General features: G+C 58.7%; 14 protein-coding genes. 13 read left to right on the forward strand and 1 reads right to left on the reverse strand.

Annotated features, from left to right (window positions below):
- Positions 1-247 precede the first annotated feature (247 nt).
- Positions 248-6,382, forward strand: coding sequence for a hypothetical protein (locus tag ACRZ94_RS19375; RefSeq protein ID WP_480798097.1), 6,135 nt, complete (start codon positions 248-250; stop codon positions 6,380-6,382).
- Between the two features lie 110 nt (positions 6,383-6,492).
- Here ACRZ94_RS19375 and ACRZ94_RS19380 read toward each other — a convergent pair whose 3' ends face one another.
- Positions 6,493-7,119, reverse strand: a complete 627-nt coding sequence (locus ACRZ94_RS19380; protein ID WP_480656201.1) for a TetR/AcrR family transcriptional regulator — start codon at positions 7,117-7,119, stop codon at positions 6,493-6,495.
- A gap of 127 nt (positions 7,120-7,246) precedes the next feature.
- Between ACRZ94_RS19380 and ACRZ94_RS19385 the strand changes: the two genes are divergently transcribed.
- The 12 genes from ACRZ94_RS19385 to iolE all read left to right on the forward strand — a co-directional run bounded on the left by ACRZ94_RS19385 (position 7,247) and on the right by iolE (position 19,749).
- Complete coding sequence (locus tag ACRZ94_RS19385; RefSeq protein ID WP_480656199.1) at positions 7,247-8,299, forward strand: ABC transporter substrate-binding protein; 1,053 nt, start codon at positions 7,247-7,249, stop codon at positions 8,297-8,299.
- 2 nt (positions 8,300-8,301) lie between these two features.
- Entirely contained in the window at positions 8,302-9,147 is an 846-nt protein-coding gene (locus tag ACRZ94_RS19390; protein WP_480656197.1) for an ABC transporter permease, read from the forward strand.
- The gene (locus ACRZ94_RS19395; RefSeq protein WP_480798098.1) at positions 9,144-9,917 is read left to right on the forward strand and encodes an ABC transporter permease; all 774 of its coding nucleotides are present in this window, start codon (positions 9,144-9,146) and stop codon (positions 9,915-9,917) included. The genes ACRZ94_RS19390 and ACRZ94_RS19395 overlap by 4 nt, the downstream gene beginning before the upstream one ends.
- Complete coding sequence (locus ACRZ94_RS19400) at positions 9,914-10,963, forward strand: ABC transporter ATP-binding protein (protein ID WP_480798099.1); 1,050 nt, start codon at positions 9,914-9,916, stop codon at positions 10,961-10,963. The genes ACRZ94_RS19395 and ACRZ94_RS19400 overlap by 4 nt, the downstream gene beginning before the upstream one ends.
- Positions 10,963-11,694, forward strand: coding sequence for an MBL fold metallo-hydrolase (locus ACRZ94_RS19405; RefSeq protein ID WP_480798100.1), 732 nt, complete (start codon positions 10,963-10,965; stop codon positions 11,692-11,694). The genes ACRZ94_RS19400 and ACRZ94_RS19405 overlap by 1 nt, the downstream gene beginning before the upstream one ends.
- A complete protein-coding gene (locus ACRZ94_RS19410) occupies positions 11,694-12,725 on the forward strand; it encodes an alcohol dehydrogenase catalytic domain-containing protein (protein ID WP_480798101.1) in 1,032 nt (343 codons plus the stop codon). The genes ACRZ94_RS19405 and ACRZ94_RS19410 overlap by 1 nt, the downstream gene beginning before the upstream one ends.
- 104 nt (positions 12,726-12,829) lie before the next feature.
- Positions 12,830-13,828 (forward strand): inositol 2-dehydrogenase, encoded by a 999-nt coding sequence (iolG, locus tag ACRZ94_RS19415; RefSeq protein ID WP_480798102.1) that lies wholly within the window; start codon positions 12,830-12,832, stop codon positions 13,826-13,828.
- A gap of 135 nt (positions 13,829-13,963) precedes the next feature.
- On the forward strand, positions 13,964-14,905 hold the full coding sequence (locus ACRZ94_RS19420; RefSeq protein WP_480656185.1) for a sugar ABC transporter substrate-binding protein: 942 nt from the start codon (positions 13,964-13,966) through the stop codon (positions 14,903-14,905).
- A 78-nt stretch (positions 14,906-14,983) separates the two neighbouring features.
- Positions 14,984-16,108 carry an ABC transporter permease gene (locus ACRZ94_RS19425; protein WP_480656183.1) on the forward strand — a complete coding sequence of 375 codons (1,125 nt, stop codon included), beginning with the start codon at positions 14,984-14,986 and terminating at the stop codon, positions 16,106-16,108.
- 1 nt (position 16,109) lies between these two features.
- Positions 16,110-16,928, forward strand: coding sequence for an ATP-binding cassette domain-containing protein (locus tag ACRZ94_RS19430; protein ID WP_480798103.1), 819 nt, complete (start codon positions 16,110-16,112; stop codon positions 16,926-16,928).
- 92 nt (positions 16,929-17,020) lie between these two features.
- The gene (gene iolD, locus ACRZ94_RS19435) at positions 17,021-18,853 is read left to right on the forward strand and encodes a 3D-(3,5/4)-trihydroxycyclohexane-1,2-dione acylhydrolase (decyclizing) (protein ID WP_480798104.1); all 1,833 of its coding nucleotides are present in this window, start codon (positions 17,021-17,023) and stop codon (positions 18,851-18,853) included.
- A complete protein-coding gene (iolE, locus tag ACRZ94_RS19440) occupies positions 18,850-19,749 on the forward strand; it encodes a myo-inosose-2 dehydratase (RefSeq protein ID WP_480798105.1) in 900 nt (299 codons plus the stop codon). Before iolD ends, iolE begins: the two co-directional genes overlap by 4 nt.
- Positions 19,750-19,782: the final 33 nt, after the last annotated feature.

Here is a 19,782-nt window from a genome sequence, read left to right on the forward strand (position 1 = left end):
GCGAAGAGCTAAAATGACCCGCACACGGGATGATCCGATCGACAGAGTCAGGCAAACTCTGACGGCTGGATTTCGAAAACTGAACAGCCAAAACCCAGTTCGCGTTGCAGTTGCGCAACCCAAGCATGCCCAAAGCGTGCGCAGGGTACAGATGTGCTGGTCATTCAACGCGGCATCGCGAACAAGTGAAGACCAGACGGTCTGAACTAAAAACCGTCCAAATAAAAAGACGTCAAAGGGGTCGAAGGTGAATACGGTGCTAAAACAACATCGCGCGCAGGCGCAGGTGGCCAAAGGTGGTCGGCTGGTTAAATGGAAGGGCACGGTTGCCAGTATCGCTCCTTCGGTCTTTGCGGTGTCGTTTTCCGGACTGGCAACATTTGGGTCCGGGGCTGTGGCGCAAACGGTTGTGACATCTCCTCAGACGACCGCGGTTCAGATAACCACCGACGAAGACCTCACGATTACTGAGACCGGAGCGGTCGATACGGCGACGACAAATACACCAACGGTCACCATTGTGCCGGATTATTCCAGCACCTTGACCAACGACGGTACGATTTCGAATACCCTGACGGCCTTCCCGTCAGGCACCACAGCCCACCGGACAAGCGCGACCGGAGTCTTGCTGAACGGCGATGTCACGTCGACCGGGCAGATTGTGAACAACGGCACCATCCTGGTCAGCGTCGATCGCGGCACGTCGGTCACCGGCCTTGTTGCCAATGGCGTGCACGGCGTTGGGGCATTGGCTGGCAGTTTTTCAAATACCGGCACCGTGACAGTCGACATCAACGCAGGTTCAGACCCGATTGCGGCAAACGGGGTGCAATTCGAGCAGGGCATTGCGTCAACCGGCAGCTTCTCCAACTCGGGGGTTATTTCGGTCCAATCCGATTACGGCTCCTATTTCTCAACTGTCGAAACACACGGCGTGCTGCTGGGCGGTGATGCTGAAACCACGTTGCAAAACTCGGGCACGATCAGTGTTTCTTCGGTCAATGCCTACACGCAATCGGCAGCGGCTGTTCTGGTCGAAGGTGCCCTGACCGGCGGAATTGAAAATTCGGGCACTGTCGAGGCATCGGTCGACATGTTTGCGGTCAGGGCCAAGGCCACCGGCTTTGCGGTGACGGATCTTGTGACAGGGGATGTGGAGCACAACGGCGACCTCACAGTCCAGGCGCAAGGCCATACGCGGGGGACGGCCTATGGCTATCACTTTCAAAACGGGCTGAACGGAAACTTCAGCAACAGCGGCTCCATCACGGCTGAGGCGCAATCTGAAACGGGTGAGATGAACGTGGCCGGTTTGTACGTAACCGGAAACACGGTCGGTGACATTACAAACTCGGGCACGCTGACCGCGTCGGCCAGCGGCAGTGTCGTGCAGGCTGCAGCGGGCTATCTGCTGGATGGGACTTTGGACGGAAATTTCCAAAACACCGGCAGCATTCAGGTCACGAGTGTCTCTGACCGGGACAACTCGTCGCCCTATTCTGCTTATGCTCTGTCTGTCGGTGGCGACATGACCGGCAATATTGAAAACTCGGGCACGATCGCCATCGACGCAAGTGCAAATACTATTGTTCGCGCTGGTGGGTTCAACGTGGCGGGCGATTTGGACGGAAGCTTTACAAACAGCGGCACGATCACGGTTGATGCAACGTCGGATGACAGCACCGTGTTTGGCTATGGTCTGAATGTGCGCGGGGCGGTTTCGGGGGATGTGGCGAACTCGGGCACCATCACTCTGACCACAGAAGACGCTTCTTATGGTGGTGAGCTTGTTGGGATCAACATCACAGGCAACCTGGGCGGCGGTGTGTCCAATGACGCCGCGATTTCGGCCATCGCAGCGGGTGATGACGCGTTTCTGACCGCTGCGGGAATTCGTATCGGCGGCGATGTCGCCGGACCGATAGCAAACAGCGGAACAATCAACGCCGAAGTAAATACAGGTGACGACATCGGTCGCGCCTATGCGGTCTTGGTCGAGGGCGACGTGGGCGGCCCAATCACCAATGAAGGCGGAACGTTGCGGGCTGTGGTAAGTGGTGGAACGGATGTGTCCGTCGCCGCAATCCGGGTCGAAGGCGCACTGAACGGAGCTCTGATCAATAGCGGTACGATCATTGCCTCGACAACGAATTCAACCGACAGTGTGTTTGCCGCAGGGATTCAGATAGAACAGGGCATCACGGGGGATTTCCAAACAACGGGGACTTTGACAGTCACGGCGATCGGCTCTTCTGCGGCGTCGGCTTTTGGATCGTTCATTTCAAATGGTGCAGATGGCAGCTATTCGAATGCAGGAACCGTGTCGGTTGTGGCGCAATCGGGTGCGGGGTCGGATGCCAAAGCGGCGGTACACTTGGTAGAAGGCGGCATGACCGGCGGGCTTTCGACCGCCGCCACCATGACCGTCGCGGTCAACGCGTCCTCAGCCGCAGATGCGGATGGCATTTGTGTCAGCGGAAGTCTTACGGGCAATATCACGCACTCGGGCAGCCTCGTTGTTACCGGGGTGAGTGATCTGACCGAAGCCGATGCTGACGGATTTTATGTCAGCGGCGGCATGAATGGCGGTTTCCTGAACTCTGGCAGCATTATGGTCAGCGCTGAAAGCAACTCGGGCGAAGCAGATGCGGACGCCCTCTATATCAGCAGCGGGTTGACCGGGGATATCGCGAACCAGGGCGCAGTTACGGTCAAAGCCAACGGATCGTCCGAGGTAGATGCCAACGCCTTTTATGTATCCAGCGGGTTCCAGGGCAATTTCAGCAACGCGGCAAATGTCTCGTTGACGGCCAATGGCGGCAGCGAAGTTTCGGCAGAGGCGCTGCATGTCGCCGGAGGCATGACGGGTGCCATTGCGAACTCTGCCGCCGTGACCGTAGTGGCAACAGGTACAACCGAGGTGCGCGCGGACGGATTTGACATCAGCAGCGGCCTGATGGGGTCCGTCTCGAACACCGGTACGATTGCCGTAAGTGCATCGGGTACAAACGAAGTTTCGGCCAAGGGCATAGATATTGCCGGCGGTTTGATAGGTGATCTGGATAACCAAGGCGCCATTACCGCGCAGGCTGAGGCGGGCGGGTCCAGCGCCCTTGCAATCGGCCTCGACATCACCAGCGGCATGACAGGGAACATCACCAATTCAGGTCATATCGGGGCCAAAGCCGACGCTGCGGCAGACCCGGCAGATGTGGCTGGCATAAACGTCGGAGGCGGACTGACCGGCGACTTTAGGAACGCAGGTACCGTTGTGGTTAATGCCCAAGGTGGTTCCGATAACACGGATGCAGATGCGTTTTATGTCAGCGGGGGCATGACCGGGACTATTACAAATTCCAATATGGTGACCGTAAACGCCATGGGACTGTCTTCGGTCGATGCCGACGCATTCTATGTCAGCAGCGGTTTGACTGGAAATTTCCTGAATTCCGGTACCATCACCGTATCGGCAGAAAGTGACCTGAGCGAAGCCGATGCTGATGGATTCTACGTCAGCAGCGGTATGGCCGGAAATGTCACGAATAGCGGGACGGTAACAATCAGATCGGTGAGCAGCACTTTGGCAGAAGCCGATGCCTTTAACATTTCAAGCGGGTTCGAGGGAATGTTTGCAAATGCCGGCACGATATCCGTTGCCGCCGAAGCGGGTTTTAGCCGGGCGTCTGCCGAAGCCCTGCATGTCGCCGGTGGGATGGATGGAAACCTCATGAACTCAGGCACTGTCACCGTTGTTGCGACAGGGTCCTCAGAGGCGCGTGCCGATGGGTTTGACGTCAGTGGCGGTCTGACAGGTACGGTCACGAATACCGGTTCTATCACCGTACAGGTATCAGGGGCGAACGATGCTTCTGTCAATGGTATCGACATTGCGGGCGGGCTGACAGGCGATCTTGGAAACGCGGGCAGTATTGAGGTCCGCGCCGACGCCAGCGGCACCAGCGCTCGGGCAAACGGTGTCGATATCACAAGCGGCCTGACGGGCAGCATTATCAATACCGGCAGCGTCATGGCCATCGCGCATTCAGGGTCGGATACTGCCGATGCCGCAGGATACCGCATAGGCGGCGGCCTCAATGGCAACGTCTCCAACAGCGGTTCGATCCAGGTTGCGGCCGTTTCTTCGTCGGTTGCGTATGCCTATGGCATGGCCTCGCTCTCCGACATGACTGGCCAGCTTCTCAACGAGGGCGTGGTTTCTGTATCCGCGGTCGGAGTGGACACGGCAGAGGCTGCAGGTTTTCGTGTCGACGGCATGTTCTTGGGAGCATTTGTGAATTCGGGCGACATTTCCGTTGTGACGCAAAGTACGGCCAATGACGCGCTTGGCTATGGTGTTTCGGTAGTGTCGGGTCTGGATGGGGATATCGTCAACTCGGGCGTGATCTCAGTTCGGGGTATCGGCGCAACCGAGGCAACGGTTGCAGGGGTCTACGTCAATCGGGAATGGACTGGCGCATTGACAAACTCCGGCACAATCCACGCCGTGGCGGATGCAGGGACCGAGCAGGCCGTCTCCTATGGTCTGCTGACCCGAAACGATCAGATAGATGCGGATGTCACGAATTCCGGCTCGGTTCTGGTGCAGGCCAGTTCTGATGATGAATATGCCCATGGGTACGGGGTGTATTTTGGCCATGAAGGTGCGAAGAGCAGCCTCAGCAATACCGGTTCTATGAGCGTTCAGGCCGATGCAAAGGCACAGGCACGCGCCGCCGCAATCTATGCCGAAGACGGGCTAACGGGAGATGTCCGAAACGGGGGAGCCATCTCGGTTCGGGCAAATTCGTCGGATTCTGATGCGCAGGGCTATGGGCTATACGTCGCAGGCGGCATAAGTGGTACGGTGCGAAACAGTGGAGGTATTACAGCTTTTGCACAGGGCGCGGCAAGCGCACAGGCACTGGCCGTTTCGCTGTATGACACGATGGCGGGCGATGTGTCCAACACAGGCTCTGTCACGGCGACAGCGACACTTGCCAACCCCACAGCCAACGCCAAGGGCATGGCCGCCGGAGTCTATATTGAGGATATGCAAGGCAGTTTCGCCAATAACGGCGTCATTCAGGCGACCGCGACAGGCGGAGATATGGTTAATGCCTATGGGCTGTACTTCGAAAATTTCGACGGTGAAATCACCGATGTCGGTGACATATCGGCGACCTCTGCGGCAGGCGATGCCTATGCGATCTATCTTGGAACGGGCGATGGCACGCTGAATGTGGTCAGCACCGACAGGGTCGGTGGGTTGATCCGGGTGCAGGACCATCGTGTCAATCTGGATGCCAATGGCGGCAGTGCGATCTTTCGGTTCGAAGATGCAGCGGCCGGGTCCGGTGTGTTCAACACCACGGTCTCGGACGGGCGGTCGGCCTGGTTTGTTCAGGACGAAGGCGGCGCGGCACCTGTCTATGCCAGTGTTGATGCCTCGGAACTGCTGAATTCGGCCGAACTGACGGCTTTGTATGGTGGAGCCGTCAGCGGATCGGTCAATGCGTTGACCTATGATCGTCAGGCGCAGGTTACGCGCAACGCAGCAACGGGACGGGTGTCTGCAGTCTCCTTGGGGCCGTTCCGCCCTTATGTGATGATCGATGGCGCGTCGCGGCAGTTCGAAAACGGTGCAGGCACAGATACTGACGTTGCATTGTTCAATGGCAGCGTGGGGTATTCAGGGCAGTTGGACAATGGCGTGTCACTTGCCCTGGGTTTGGGCGTGTTCCGGTCAGACGGAGACACGGACACCACAAGCTTCGATACTGATGGCGTCTATCTGGATGTCTCTGTCGGTCGGCAATTTGGTCTGACGACGGTCGAAGCGGGCGTGGGTTTCGGCTGGATGTCGACCGACCGGTCCCGCGAAATCACCGGCAGTGCCGATGCTGAGGCTGAGTATGATAGCACGCTGATTACCGCTTATCTGGGGGTAGAGCGGCCATTTGACATCAGCAATGCTGTCTCGCTGATTGGTTTTGGTGACCTGCGGTACACCAGTCAGATGGATGACGGCTATACCGAAAGCGGCTCTGCCGCGAATGCCACGGTCGGGGACAGCACGACCGAAGTGATCGAGGCGCGCCTTGGCGTTGATTTGGAAAGGGAAATCGGCACCGGTGGCGTTTTGATCGGTCAGGTGTCCGGTGTCGTGCGGCGCGAATTGGGTGAGACTGACGCCGATATCACGGTATTCTCTTCAACCCAGAGCCTGTCTTTTGCCTCAAACGATTTCAGCGGGGGCAGCGTTCTGATCGGTTATGAGCACGAGTTTGCGCCTGACATGCTGTTCCGGGCCAATGCCGAACAGGAAATCGGCGGGGGGGCGCAGGGGCCGAACTTTCAGGCAGGGATACGCTGGTCGTTCTGATCTTGTCCCGCTGCCCGCTTTTGGCGATAAAACCTGTAAGCGCCATCATCGCCAGATCGCGGCGATGATGGCCGACAGGCTCAGTCCCTTCTTTCCGCTCAACGGGTTGATCACTCGATCGACTGCTCGGCGATCAGATGCGCCACGGGTAAAATCTGGCCAGCAACCTGATCCTTCAGCTGGAGCAGGGTCATTTCATCCGTTTTGACGAATTCTATGAACACCTGATTCAGAACGTTGAAGATCAGCGCGCCCAAATCAGACGGGACCAAGCCTTTGCGCACCTGTCCGCGCTGTTGCAAAACCGCGATCAGCTCGGTCACTTGCGCTGCCAGCCGCCGATCCTGTTCCGCGTAACGGCGGCCTCGGGGGGTGTCGGGGTACTCGATAGAAAGGGCAATCGCGGTGCGCCACATCTCTTTGGACAGATATTCCAGCGAATGGTCGTAATACTGATGGATGAGCGCGAGGAGGGCCTCTTCGACGCGCGCCGGCGGTTCGTCCAGAATGGGGGCGCCGGCGGCGATGACCTCTTCGACCTCCATCGCGACGGTTGCGATCAGAATGTCGCCCTTGGTTTCATAGTAATTATAGACCGTGCCAACCGACACTTCGGCCATTTCCGCCAGATCCTCGATTCGAACGGATCGGTATCCATGTGTCCGAAACTTTGCAGATGCGGCTTCAAGGATTCGACGTTCTCGCGCCGCTTTCTGCCGCTCTCTTAATCCTGCCATGGGGAAATCCGACCTCGTTTGGCGTAAAAACAAATTTAGAGTTGACTATAAAGGTGAGGCTGTTCAAGTTTTTTCTGACAGACCCACTGAAAAACCGGGCGACCCGAAATCAACAGGAGATGAACGAATGCAAACCAGACGGATAATCCTTGGTGTATCGGCACTGGCTCTGATGGCTGGTCACGCCTGGGCTGAGGGCGAATTGAATGCGCTGGTGTGGTGCGACCACACGGACCCCGCACTGATTGAACCTTTTGAGGCGGAACATAACGTCAAGGTCAATCTGCGCGAATATGAGGGGACCGGCGCGGCACTGGCGCTGCTGGAACAGTCCCGGCCCGGCGACTGGGACGTGCTGGTGGTCGATGGGATCGACGTTTTCCGCGCGGTCGAGGCCGGTGTGCTGGCCCCATTGCCCGAGGGCGCAATTTCCACTGCCGACTACTTCCCCGAGGTGGTCATGGCGGAAAACAACACCATCGACGGCGTGACCTATGCCGTTACCGAGAAATTCGGCTACAACACGATCTCGTACAATTCCAGCAAGGTCGATCCTGCGGATATGGAAAGCCTCGCCAGCGTCTGGTCCGAGAAATACGATGGCCGCATCTCGATCTATGACTACTATCTGCCTGTCATGGGTCTGGCCGCAATCGCCGACGGGATTGCGACCGACGCTATAGGCGCGGGCGATCTGGCGAAAATCGGAGACGTCCTGTCCACCATGCGCAGCCGCGCGGCATCGGTCGCGGGGGTTGTTGCCGCGCAAACGGCTCTGGCCACCGGCGAGGTCGATATCGTTGTCGGCGGAGGCGAATGGCTGACAGCGGTGCTGGCATCGGAACAGCCAGAACTGACCTGGACCATCCCAAAAGAAGGCGCTGTGCGGTGGGCCCAGTCCATCGGCGTTGTCGAGGGGGCGGAAAACCCTGATCTGGCGGTTGAGTTCATCAAATACATCACCAGCCCCGAAGGGCAGGCGCGTCTGGCGACATCGTCCTGCTTTTGGGGTATGCCCGCAAACGCCAAGGCCGGGGATGTTCTGACGGATGAGCAGAAAAAAATCCTGCGCTGGGATCAGCAGCCTGATTACCTGTCCCTCACACAGCTGTACCCGGCGCCGGACGCCGATCTGGACATCGAAATGCAGGATCTGTGGCTGGAAACTCTGCAACAGTGACCATGCCCAAAGATCAGTTTCGGGGCTGGGGCTTTGTCACCCCGGCCCTGCTTTGGACGGTTGCCTTTTTCGTGGTGCCCTTTCTGGTGATGGGCGCCATGAGCTTTGCGTCGCTCGAAGGGCGAACGCTTGTCTGGGACCTGTCACTTGCGAACTATGCCAAGCTGTTTGAGAAAGCCTATTTGTGGCGTGCGATAATCGTTTCGCTTGAGATCACACTGACCGTCACAGCCATCTCGGTTATTCTGGCCTATCCACTGGCGTGGGTCATTGCCTTTCGCGTGCCGGAACGGTGGCAGCGGCTGGCCCTGTTGCTGGCGATATTGCCGTTTTGGACATCTTACGTCGTCCGGTCCTATGCTTGGTTGCTGGTTCTGGCCCGCGAAGGTGTGGTCAACGAAACCCTTCTCTGGATCGGGTTGATCGCTGAACCGATGACTCTGGCGAACACACGCTTTGCCACCATCACCGGGTTCGTGCATTTCTTCGTGATGCTGTTGACGCTGACGATCTATGCAAACCTGATCCAGCTGTCGCCAAACTATCGCAAGGCCGCGATGGATTTGGGCGCGAACGCGTTTCAGACGTTCCGCCATGTGATCTTGCCCCTGACTCTGCCGGGCATCGTAACCGGTGCTTTTCTGACTTTTGTGCTGTGCATCGGGGATTACGTGACCCCACAGATATTGGGCGGCAATACCGAGTTGACGGTGCCCCAGATCATAATGGTTCAACTGGGACGGCGCGCCGATTTCCCGCTGGCCTCGGCCCTCGCAATCGTGCTGATGAGCATCGTAGCACTGGCCTACCTCCTGTCGGCAAAATGGCTGAGGATCGACCGTCTATGATGCGTGTTCTGCCCTGGCTTTACCTGATTGTGGCCTTTGTCTTCATCTACCTGCCGGTCGGCGTTTTGGTGTTGTTTTCGCTGCAGGACGGCACGCTGCCGGTGCCGCCGTTCAACGGCCCGTCGTTCCAATGGTACCAGACGATATTGGGGGATGAGGACCTGATGGCCGCCCTGCGCAACTCGCTGATCGTGGCGTTCGGGTCATCTGCCGTTGCCGTGACCTTGGGCTTTTTGGCAGCTTATGGCCTGGCGCGGCACGTGTTGCCTGGATCGGCGTTGATCCGGGGGCTGCTGATCGCGCCATTGACGGTCAGCTATCTGATCGTCGGGCTGGGGCTGCTGATCGTTTTGACGCGCACGGGGCTTGGCATTTCGCTATGGACGGCAGCCATTGGACATGTGGTCATCAACCTGCCGCTGGCCTTTGCCATCATCTATGCCTCGATGGGGGCGCAGCAGCAGAACGCCGAGCGCGCCGCCCGGGATTTGGGCGCGTCGGAACCACAGGTCATCCTGCTTGTGACCGTGCCGATGCTGCTGCCGTCGATTGCGGCGGCGTATTTTCTGTCCGTCACGCTCAGTTGGGATGAGTTCATCATCTCATTCCTTCTGACGCGCTTTGACGTCACCCTGCCAGTTGAAATCTGGTCGCTGCTCAGATCGGGCCTGTCGCCGCAACTGAACGCAATTGGCAGTTTCGTGTTCATCATCTCGGTGGCTGTTGTTCTGTTGCTGGAACTCACCATCTTTCGGAAAGGCCGCCAATGACTGCGTCGGTAACGTTCTCGGGTCTCAATCATCGGTTTGGCCAATTTCAGGCGCTGTCGGATATCGACCTGCAGATCAAGGCGGGTGAGTATGTTACGCTGCTGGGCCCGTCGGGTTGCGGCAAAACCACCTTGTTGTCCATTCTGGGCGGGTTTCTGGAACCAACCCAGGGCCGTGTCCTGATCGGGGGGCAGGACATGACCCGGGTTGCGCCGGTTAAACGCCCGACGACAACGGTGTTTCAGGATTACGCCCTGTTCCCACACATGTCCCTGCGTGACAATGTGGGCTTTGGCCTGCGTATGGGGGGTATGGGCCGGAAAGACCGCCACGCCCGCGCTGAACAGATGCTGGAGCTTGTGGGCCTGAAAGACGCCGCCCACAAACGTCCCCACGCCTTGTCCGGTGGTCAGCGTCAGCGTGTTGCACTGGCGCGGGCCTTGGCTGTGAACCCCGATGTCTTGCTTTTGGACGAGCCGTTGGGGGCGCTGGACCTCAAGCTGCGGCGCTCGATGCAGGATGAGCTCAAGAGCATTCAAAGGCAGATCGGCACAACCTTTGTACATGTCACCCATGATCAGGAAGAGGCCATGGCCATAGCCGACCGGATCGTCGTCATGAGCAAGGGCCGGATCGAAGATCACGGAACACCGGACCGGGTGTACCGGCATCCTGCCACGCTGTTCACCGCTGATTTCATGGGGGAAAACAACCACATCACAGGGAAAAAAGCAGCAGATGGCGTGACCACCCCCTTTGGTTTTTTGCCCGGGGAAAATGTCCCCGCATCACCCACCGTCGCAATCTGTCTGAGACCCGAGGACATTCGTGCCGATGATCAGGGGTCGTTCCAGATGGGTCCGGCCACAATAACCTCAGCCGCGTTTTTCGGAACCTATTGCCGGGTCCATTTCGCACCCGAGCGCGCGCCGGACCTCAGCCTGACAGCTTATTTGGAACCGGATCGCCCCTGGACGCAAGGCGACACCGTCCACCTTTCAGCTGAGGTCGAAAACGTCCGTCTGTTTGAACCGGAGGAGATCTGATGCAGCGCGCGCAACCGCAAGACTGGTACAGAACCACACGCAAGGGTCAGGATGTGACCCTGATTGATGAGCCGTTCATCACGCCTTTTTATCGGTGCAACATGTGGCATGTGCGCGGACGGGATCGCGATATGCTGGTGGACAGCGGTATGGGTGTTGTATCGCTGCGGACATGGGTGCCGCTGGTGACCGAGCGGGCTTTGACCGCGGTGGCAAGCCATACGCATTTCGACCATATCGGATGTCATCATGAGTTCGAAGACCGCGCGGTGCATAGGGATGAGGCCGATATTCTGGCCGATCCGACCCGTGTGTCCACTCTGGCCGATCCTTACGTGACCGATGACATCTTTGACCGATTGCCGCCCGCGCCGTACCGCTCCGACAGCTATGCTGTGACGGGCGCAAAGGCGACGCGCCTGCTGGATGATGGCGATATCGTTGATCTGGGGGATCGTCATTTCGAGGTTATTCATACGCCGGGTCACTCTCCGGGCGGCATCGCCTTGTGGGAGGCGGCAACCGGCATCCTGTTTTCCGGCGATATTGTCTATGATGGTGAGCTGATCGAAGACACGTATCACAGCAATGCAGAGGATTATTACCGGTCCATGGTGCGCCTGTACGATCTGCCGGTTCAAACGGTTCACGGCGGCCATTTCCCAAGCTACGGCCACGAACGCCACCGCGCGATCATTCGGGCGTGGTTGGATGGTAGGGAGACGGCCTAATGGCCGATCTGCCCGAGGTAATGAACGCGGCGGTTTGTACCGGCCCCGGGGCTCCTTTGCTTGTCAAAGAGGTGCCGCTGCCGCGGATCGGGCCGGATCAGCTTTTGGTCAAGCTGGAAAGCTGTGGCGTCTGCCACACCGATTTGCATCTGCGCGATGATGGACTGCCGGATGATGCCTATCCCAGAATTCTGGGGCATGAGGGCATCGGGCGGGTCGTAGCAACAGGCGCAGGAGTGCGGAATGCGCCCGGGATCGGCGCGCGTGTCGGATTACCTTGGCTCTTTGAGACATGTCTTGACTGCAAGCCTTGCCGAACGGGGCTTGAGAATTATTGCAGCACGCAACAGGCACGCGGCGTTGCGCAAAACGGTGCCTTTGCCGAATATGCTGTGCTGAATGCGCACTTTGCGTGCGAAATTCCCGATGCAATTGACCCCGTGAAAGGGGCACCGCTGTTATGCGCGGGTCTGACCGCTTGGAGCGCGCTGGGGCGGTCAAAGCTGGAGGCCGGGCAGAATGTGCTGATCATCGGCGCCGGAGGGTTGGGGCAATACGCCATACTGATTGCAAAAGCCCGCGGCGCGCAGGTGATCGTTGTGGATCAGGATCCGGCCAAGCTGGACATCGCCACCGGTCTTGGGGCCGATTGCGTTATTCTTGCGGGGCCAGAGGCCGGAAAAGCCGTCCGTAAGGCGGGTGGTGCGGATGTCACGCTGAACTTCGCGCCGTCTCCCAAAGTGTGGGAGACGATCCAGGATGCGGTAAATCCGCTGAGCGACATTGTTGCAATCGCGCTGGTGGATAAGCCGGTGGACCTGTCGATGCTTTGGTTGATTGATGGCGGGCACAGGGTGTTCGGCTCCTCGGTTGGAACGCGGCGGGAACTGGCGGATTTTCTGCAATTCGCGGCGCGCCATCCCTTGAATGTCGATGTCGAAACGCTGCCGTTGGACGCGGTCAACACAGCGCTTGACCGCTTGCGGGCCGGGGGCGTGACGGGCAGGCTGTGTATTGACTTTGGCCTATAGCGGGTCAGCGCAAATGAGCTGATTTGCGGCGCGCTCAGAAAAAACTTGCAACCGGTTGCAAAACTGGTGATTGTGTCCCCGAACCATGGATTCGAGGGTGACCAATGCTCAGGATAGGATTGCTAGGCGCTGGACGAATAGGTCGTGTGCATGCCAATGCGATTTCCGGGCATCCTCAAACCAAACTGGCCGCTGTGTCTGACGCGCTTGCGGATGCGGCGGAGGATGTAGCGGCCGAGTTTGGCGCGCGGGCGGCACGTTCGGATGATATCATCGCAGATGCGTCGATTGATGCAGTTTTGATCGCAACTCCCACCGACACGCATTCCGACCTGATCGAAAAGGCAGCCCAAGCGGGCAAGGCCGTGCTGTGCGAAAAACCCGTCGATCTGGACCTTGAACGCGCGAAAACCTGCCAAAAGGCCGCCGAAGCGACCGGTAAACCCGTGATGGTGGGCTTTAACCGCAGGTTTGATCCCAATTTTCAGACGCTCAAAGCGGCCTATGCTGCAGGTGATGTTGGCGGTGCCGAGCTGTTGTCGATCACATCCTTCGATCCCGCGCCGCCTCCGGTAAGTTATGTCAAGGTTTCGGGGGGTCTGTTTCGCGATATGATGATCCACGATTTCGACATGGCGAACTTTCTGACGGGGCAAGTGCCTGTTGAGATAAATGCCGTTGGAACCTCGATTGTCGATCCCGAAATCGGGCAGGCCGGAGACTATGATACCGCTGTTGTTACAATGACTTATGCAGATAACAGCATCGCGGTCATCAAAAACTCGCGCCGTGCGGCCTATGGGTATGATCAGCGGGTTGAACTGCTTGGGTCCAAGGGGCTTTTGCAGGCGCAAAACGTTCTGGAACACTCGGTCGTGACCTCGACAGCCAGCGGAGTGACAGGGGCGAAACCGACATATTTTTTCCTCGAACGCTATATGAATGCCTATCGGGCTGAATGGGCTGCGTTTGTTGAGGCTCTGCAAACGGACACTGAGATGCCCGTGACACTGCTGGATGGCGTTGCCGCCCTTGCAATGGCCGAGGCGGCGACACGGTCGGCGCAGGCCGGTCGCCCCGTTGCAATGAAGGAGGTTTTTTGAAACCGGTTGCAAAATTGGCGGATTTCCGGAAACTGAAGCAATTCCGGTCGCTGATCGGGCACAGGAGAATCGGTTGAGCCGAATTGCAGGGCTCAGCCCGCATAAAGACTAACTTTTCTATTGGGAGGAATGGAAATGAATAAGTTCGTAAAAGGGGTGTTGATGGCCAGCGCCGTCGCATTTGCCGGTGTCACCGGTGCGGCGGCCGAGGGTGAAAAGTACATTCTGGTCAGCCACGCCCCCGACAGTGACAGCTGGTGGAACACCATCAAGAACGGTATTGCCCTCGCAGGTGACCAGATGGGCGTCGAAGTTGAATACCGCAACCCACCTACTGGCGACTTGGCCGACATGGCGCGGATTATCGATCAGGCCGCTGCCTCGGGTCCGAATGGGATCATTACTACGCTGGCTGATCCCGACATTCTGGAAGGTCCGATCAGGGCCGCCGTGGATTCAGGAATCGACGTGATCATCATGAATACCGGCACGCCGGAAAAGGCGCGCGAAGTGGGCGCACTGATGTATGTCGGTCAGCCCGAATATGACGCTGGTTACGCCGCCGGTCTGCGGGCGAAGGGCGACGGGGTCGGCTCGTTCCTGTGTGTGAACCACTATATCGTGCAGCCTTCCAGCCAGGAACGGTGTCAGGGCTTTGCCGACGGTCTGGGTGTGGAATTGGGCGAGCAGATGATCGACGCTGGTCAGGACCCGGCCGAGATCAAGAACCGCGTTCTGGCCTATCTGTCAGCCAACCCCGATACGGATGCCGTTCTGACCCTGGGGCCGACCTCGGCTGATCCGACCATTCTGGCGCTGGAAGAGAACGGCATGGCCGGTGACATCTATTTCGGCACCTTCGATCTGGGTGGTGAAATCGTCAAAGGTATCAAAAGCGGCGTGATCCAGTGGGGCATCGACCAGCAGCCGTTCCTGCAGGCCTATCTGCCGGTTGTCGTGATGGCCAATTACCACCGCTATGGCGTTCTGCCGGGCAACAACATCAACTCGGGCCCCGGTTTCGTGACCGCAGACGGGCTGGAGAAAATCGAAGAATTCGCGGGCGAATACCGCTGATCTTCTGATCGGTGCGGGCGCCGAGTTTGCGTCCGCACCCCATAATCTAAGCATTCTATAGCGCGAGGGGAGGCACCCATGGCTGAATCAGCGCAATCCGCAGCGGGCGGCGACGAACGGGTCAAAGAGATCTCACCGTTGCGCCAGGCCCTGATCCGTCCTGAACTGGGCGGCATGGTCGGCACAGTCGCCGTGTTCACATTCTTTCTGCTGTTCGCCTTTGACAGCGGCATGTTCAACGCGCAGGGCGTGATGAACTGGTCGATTGTCTCGGCCCAGTTCATGATCATTGCCGTAGGCGCCTGCCTGCTGATGATCGCGGGTGAGTTCGATCTGTCCGTCGGTTCGATGATCGGCTTTGCGGGGATGATGATTGCGATTTTTTCAGTCACGCTCAGCTGGCCGGTCTGGATGGCGATCATTGTGACCTTTGCGCTATGTGTCTCAATCGGTGCGGTGAACGGCTACATCGTTGTGCGCACCGGATTGCCCAGCTTTATCGTGACGCTGGCCTTTCTGTTCATCCTGCGCGGCTTCACCATCTACCTACCCCAAACCATCGAACGCAAAACCATCATCGGCGGTATCCGTGATGTGGCCGAAGGCGACTGGCTGGCTTCGGTCTTTGGCGGCAAAGTCGGGCAGGGGCTGTTTGTCTGGCTGGGTGACGCGGGCATAATCGAGACCTTTGAACGCGGCACGCGCGCGGGTCAGCCTGTGGTGGATGGCATTCCGATGCTGATCATCTGGGCGATTGTCATCATCATCTTCGGCCACGTGCTGTTGACCAAGACCAAGTTCGGCAACTGGATTTTCGCTGCCGGCGGTGATGCCGAAGCGGCGCGGAATTCAGGCGTTCCGGTGAACCGGGTCAAAATCCTGATGTTCATGTTCACTGCCTTCTGCGCCACGGTTTTCGCTACCTGTCAGGTGATGGAGTTCGGCTCGGCTGGGGCAGATCGCGGCTTGCTGAAGGAATTTGAGGCGATCATCGCCGTGGTCATTGGTGGCGCGCTGCTGACTGGCGGCTATGGCTCGGTTCTGGGCGCGGCCCTGGGGGCATTGATCTTTGGCGTGGTGCAGCAGGGGCTGTTCTTTGCGGGGGTTGAAAGCTCACTCTTCCGGGTGTTTTTGGGTGTGATCCTTCTGGGTGCGGTGATCCTGAACACCTATATCCGCCGCATCATCACAGGAGAGCGCTGAGATGACCGAAGATACCAAATTCCATCACGGCGACGCGCAGGAACAGGCTCCGATCATTCGGATGGTAGATATCCAGAAACACTTTGGCTCGGTGATCGCCTTGGCCGGGGTCAGCTTTGATCTGAAGCCGGGTGAGTGTCATTGCCTGCTAGGCGACAATGGTGCGGGAAAATCGACCTTTATCAAAACCATGTCGGGGGTGCACAAACCAACGGCGGGCGAGATATTTTTCGAAGACAAACCAATGCATTTCGAAGATCCGCGCGACGCGATTGCGGCGGGGATTGCGACAGTGCACCAGCATCTGGCCATGATCCCGCTGATGAGCGTGAGCCGCAATTTTTTCATGGGCAATGAGCCGACGAAAAAGGTCACCGGGGTCAGCTTCTTCGACAAGAAACTGGCCGATGAAATCACCATGGATGAGATGCGCAAAATGGGCATCAACTTGCGGGGCCCCGATCAGGCCGTAGGCACCTTGTCAGGAGGTGAACGCCAGACGGTCGCCATCGCCCGTGCGGTGCATTTTGGCGCGAAGATTCTGATCTTGGACGAGCCGACCTCGGCCCTTGGGGTGCGTCAGACCTCGAACGTTCTGGCGACCATCGACAAGGTGCGCAGTCAGGGGGTTGGCGTGGTCTTTATCAGCCACAATGTGCGACACGCGCTGGCCGTGGGGGATCGGTTTACCGTGTTGAACAGGGGACAGACCCTTGGCACTGCAAAACGCGGTGAAATCTCGCCCGAAGAACTGCAGGACCTCATGGCTGGTGGACAGGAACTGGCCCAACTGGAAGGGTCGCTGGGCGGAACCGTTTGACACGGCCCCGTCACGCATATTGGCAAAACTGAAATTCAACGGATCGCCCACATAGGTATTGCATGCGGGCCGTGTGTTGAAAGGAAACACGAATGAGCAAGACAATCCGACTGACCGCGGCGCAGGCCTTGGTGCGCTATCTGGGCGCGCAGATGAACGAGGGTGGCGAGCCATTCATCGCCGGTGTTTGGGCCATCTTCGGCCACGGCAATGTGGCCGGGCTGGGTGAGGCCCTGCATGCTGTGAAAGACACTCTGCCCACCTATCGCGGTCATAACGAGCAGACCATGGCCCATTGCGCGATTGCCTATGCCAAGCAAAAGCGGCGCACGCGGGCGATGGCGGTGACGTCCTCGATCGGGCCAGGGGCGACGAATATGGTAACGGCGGCGGCGCTGGCTTATGTGAACCGCCTACCGGTTCTGCTGCTGCCCGGTGACGTGTTTGCCACGAGAGGGCCCGACCCGGTGCTGCAACAGCCCGAAAACTTCAGTGACGGTACTGTCAGTGCCAATGATTGCTTCCGTCCGGTCAGCCGATACTTCGACCGGATCACGCGGCCCGAACATCTGTTGACCGCGCTGCCGCGCGCCTTTCGCACCATGACGGACCCTGCCGATTGCGGGCCCGTCACGCTGGCCTTTTGTCAGGACGTGCAGGCCGAGGCCTATGACTATCCCAAAAGCTTCTTTGAACCGCGCGTCTGGTATCAGCGCCGTATCCGCCCGGATGAGGGCGAGTTGGCCCGTGCTGTGGCGGCGATTAAGGCGGCCAAACGGCCTGTGATCATCGCGGGCGGCGGCGTGCATTACTCGGGGGCGACGGATGCTTTGCAGAGCTTTGCCGAGACGCACAATATTCCGATCACCGAAACGCAGGCAGGTAAGTCTGCGCTGGCCTGGGATCATCCGCTGAACCTTGGGCCAGTCGGCGTGACGGGCGGTGAACCGGCCAATGATGTCTGCGCCAAGGCTGATCTGGTGCTGGCCGTGGGCACGCGGTTGCAGGATTTCACCACCGGCTCATGGGGCCTGTTTGCGAACCCAGAGCGTGAGATGATCTGCCTGAACACCGGCGCATATGACGCCGAGAAACACGGCGCGATGCCCTTGCAATCGGATGCCCGAGTTGGGTTGGAAGAGCTTGGCGCGGGTTTGCAGGGCTATCGCGCCGATCCGGTTTCGGACACGCTCAAGGCCGATTGGTATGGCAAGGTTGATAAGCTGACCGATGCGCCCGGTGACGGGAATGCGTTGCCGACGGACATGCAGGTTGTGGGCGCGGTCCAGCGTGCCTCGCATAACGACACAGTTGTGATGTGTGCCGCGGGCACCATGCCGGGTGAGTTGCACAAGCTGTGGAAAGCCCCGCGCCCCGGTGCGTATCACATGGAATATGGCTTTAGCTGCATGGGGTATGAGATCGCGGGTGCCATGGGCATCAAAATGGCTGAGCCTGAGCGCGATGTGATCTGTTTCACCGGCGACGGCACCTATATGATGGCCAATTCCGAGATGGCCTCGGCGGCGATGATGGGCGTCTCGTTTACCGTGGTGATCACGGACAACCGGGGCTTTGGCTGCATCAACCGCCTGCAGATGGGCACTGGCGGGGCCGAGTTTAACAACCTGCTGGACCATGCGGTGCATGAGACGCCGTCGGCCATCGACTTTGCCGCCCATGCGGCGGCGATGGGCGCCACCTCGGTCAAGGTTGGTTCAATTGCCGAGTTGGAGGACGCGCTGGCCAAGCGCGCCGACATCAAGGGTCCATATGTGGTTGTCATCGATACCGATCCGTACCCCTCGACCGAATATGGCGGCACGTGGTGGGAGGTCGCTGTGCCCGAGGTCAGCATCCGCCCCGAAGTGAACGAAAAACGCGCGGCCTATGAGCTGGCGATCAAGGAAAGAAACACCAAATGAGCGTGAAAATCGGGATCTCTCCGATCGCGTGGCAGAATGATGATCTGCCGGACCTGACGGCTGCCTACACCATGGAGCAGGCGCTGAAAGAGTCGCGACAGATCGGCTATACTGGAGTTGAGCGCGGCCAGCGGATGCCTGGCGATACCGAAGGGTTGCGTGCCTATCTTGAGGCAAATGACATTGCGCTATGCGGTGGCTGGTGCTCGGGCGCGTCGCTGGTGAACGATTTCGCAACCGAGCGCGAGGCCGTGCGCGAACAGGTCGAACAATTCGTGGCGCTGAACAGTCCCTGCATCGTCTATGCTGAATGTTCGAACACCGTGCAGGGCCAGATCGGAACGCCGGTCAATGACCGACCCAAACTGTCGAAAGACGAGGTTCTGGCCTATGCGGCCAAGATCACCGAACTGGCCAAGTGGATGGCCGATCAAGGCATGCCGATGGCCTATCACCATCACATGGGCACGATCATCGAAAGCGAAGATGACGTGAACTGGCTGATGGAGGGGTCGGGCCCCGAGGTGAAGCTGTGCTTTGACACAGGCCATCTGCTGTTTGGCGGAGGCGATGTGTTGGCCACCCTGAACCGTTGGGGCGACCGCGTGCACCATGTGCATTTCAAGGACATCCGCCCCGCCGTGGTGCAAAACACGCGCGAGAATGAGCGCAGTTTTCTGGACGCCGTGATTGCCGGCGCATTCACCGTCCCCGGCGATGGCTGCATTGATTTTCAGGCCGTGGCGAACGCGCTGAAAGCAATGGAGTACAGCGGCTGGATCGTGGTTGAGGCCGAACAGGACCCGGCCAAAGCCTCGCCCTATGAGTATTCGAAAAAGGGCTATGAGCACATTGTCAAAGTCTGTGGGGAGGCCGGGCTGACGATCACCGCATAACTCACCGCCCGCAGGGGCAACACCCAAGCCATG

The sequence above is a fragment of the Ruegeria sp. CH10 genome (assembly GCF_056537125.1).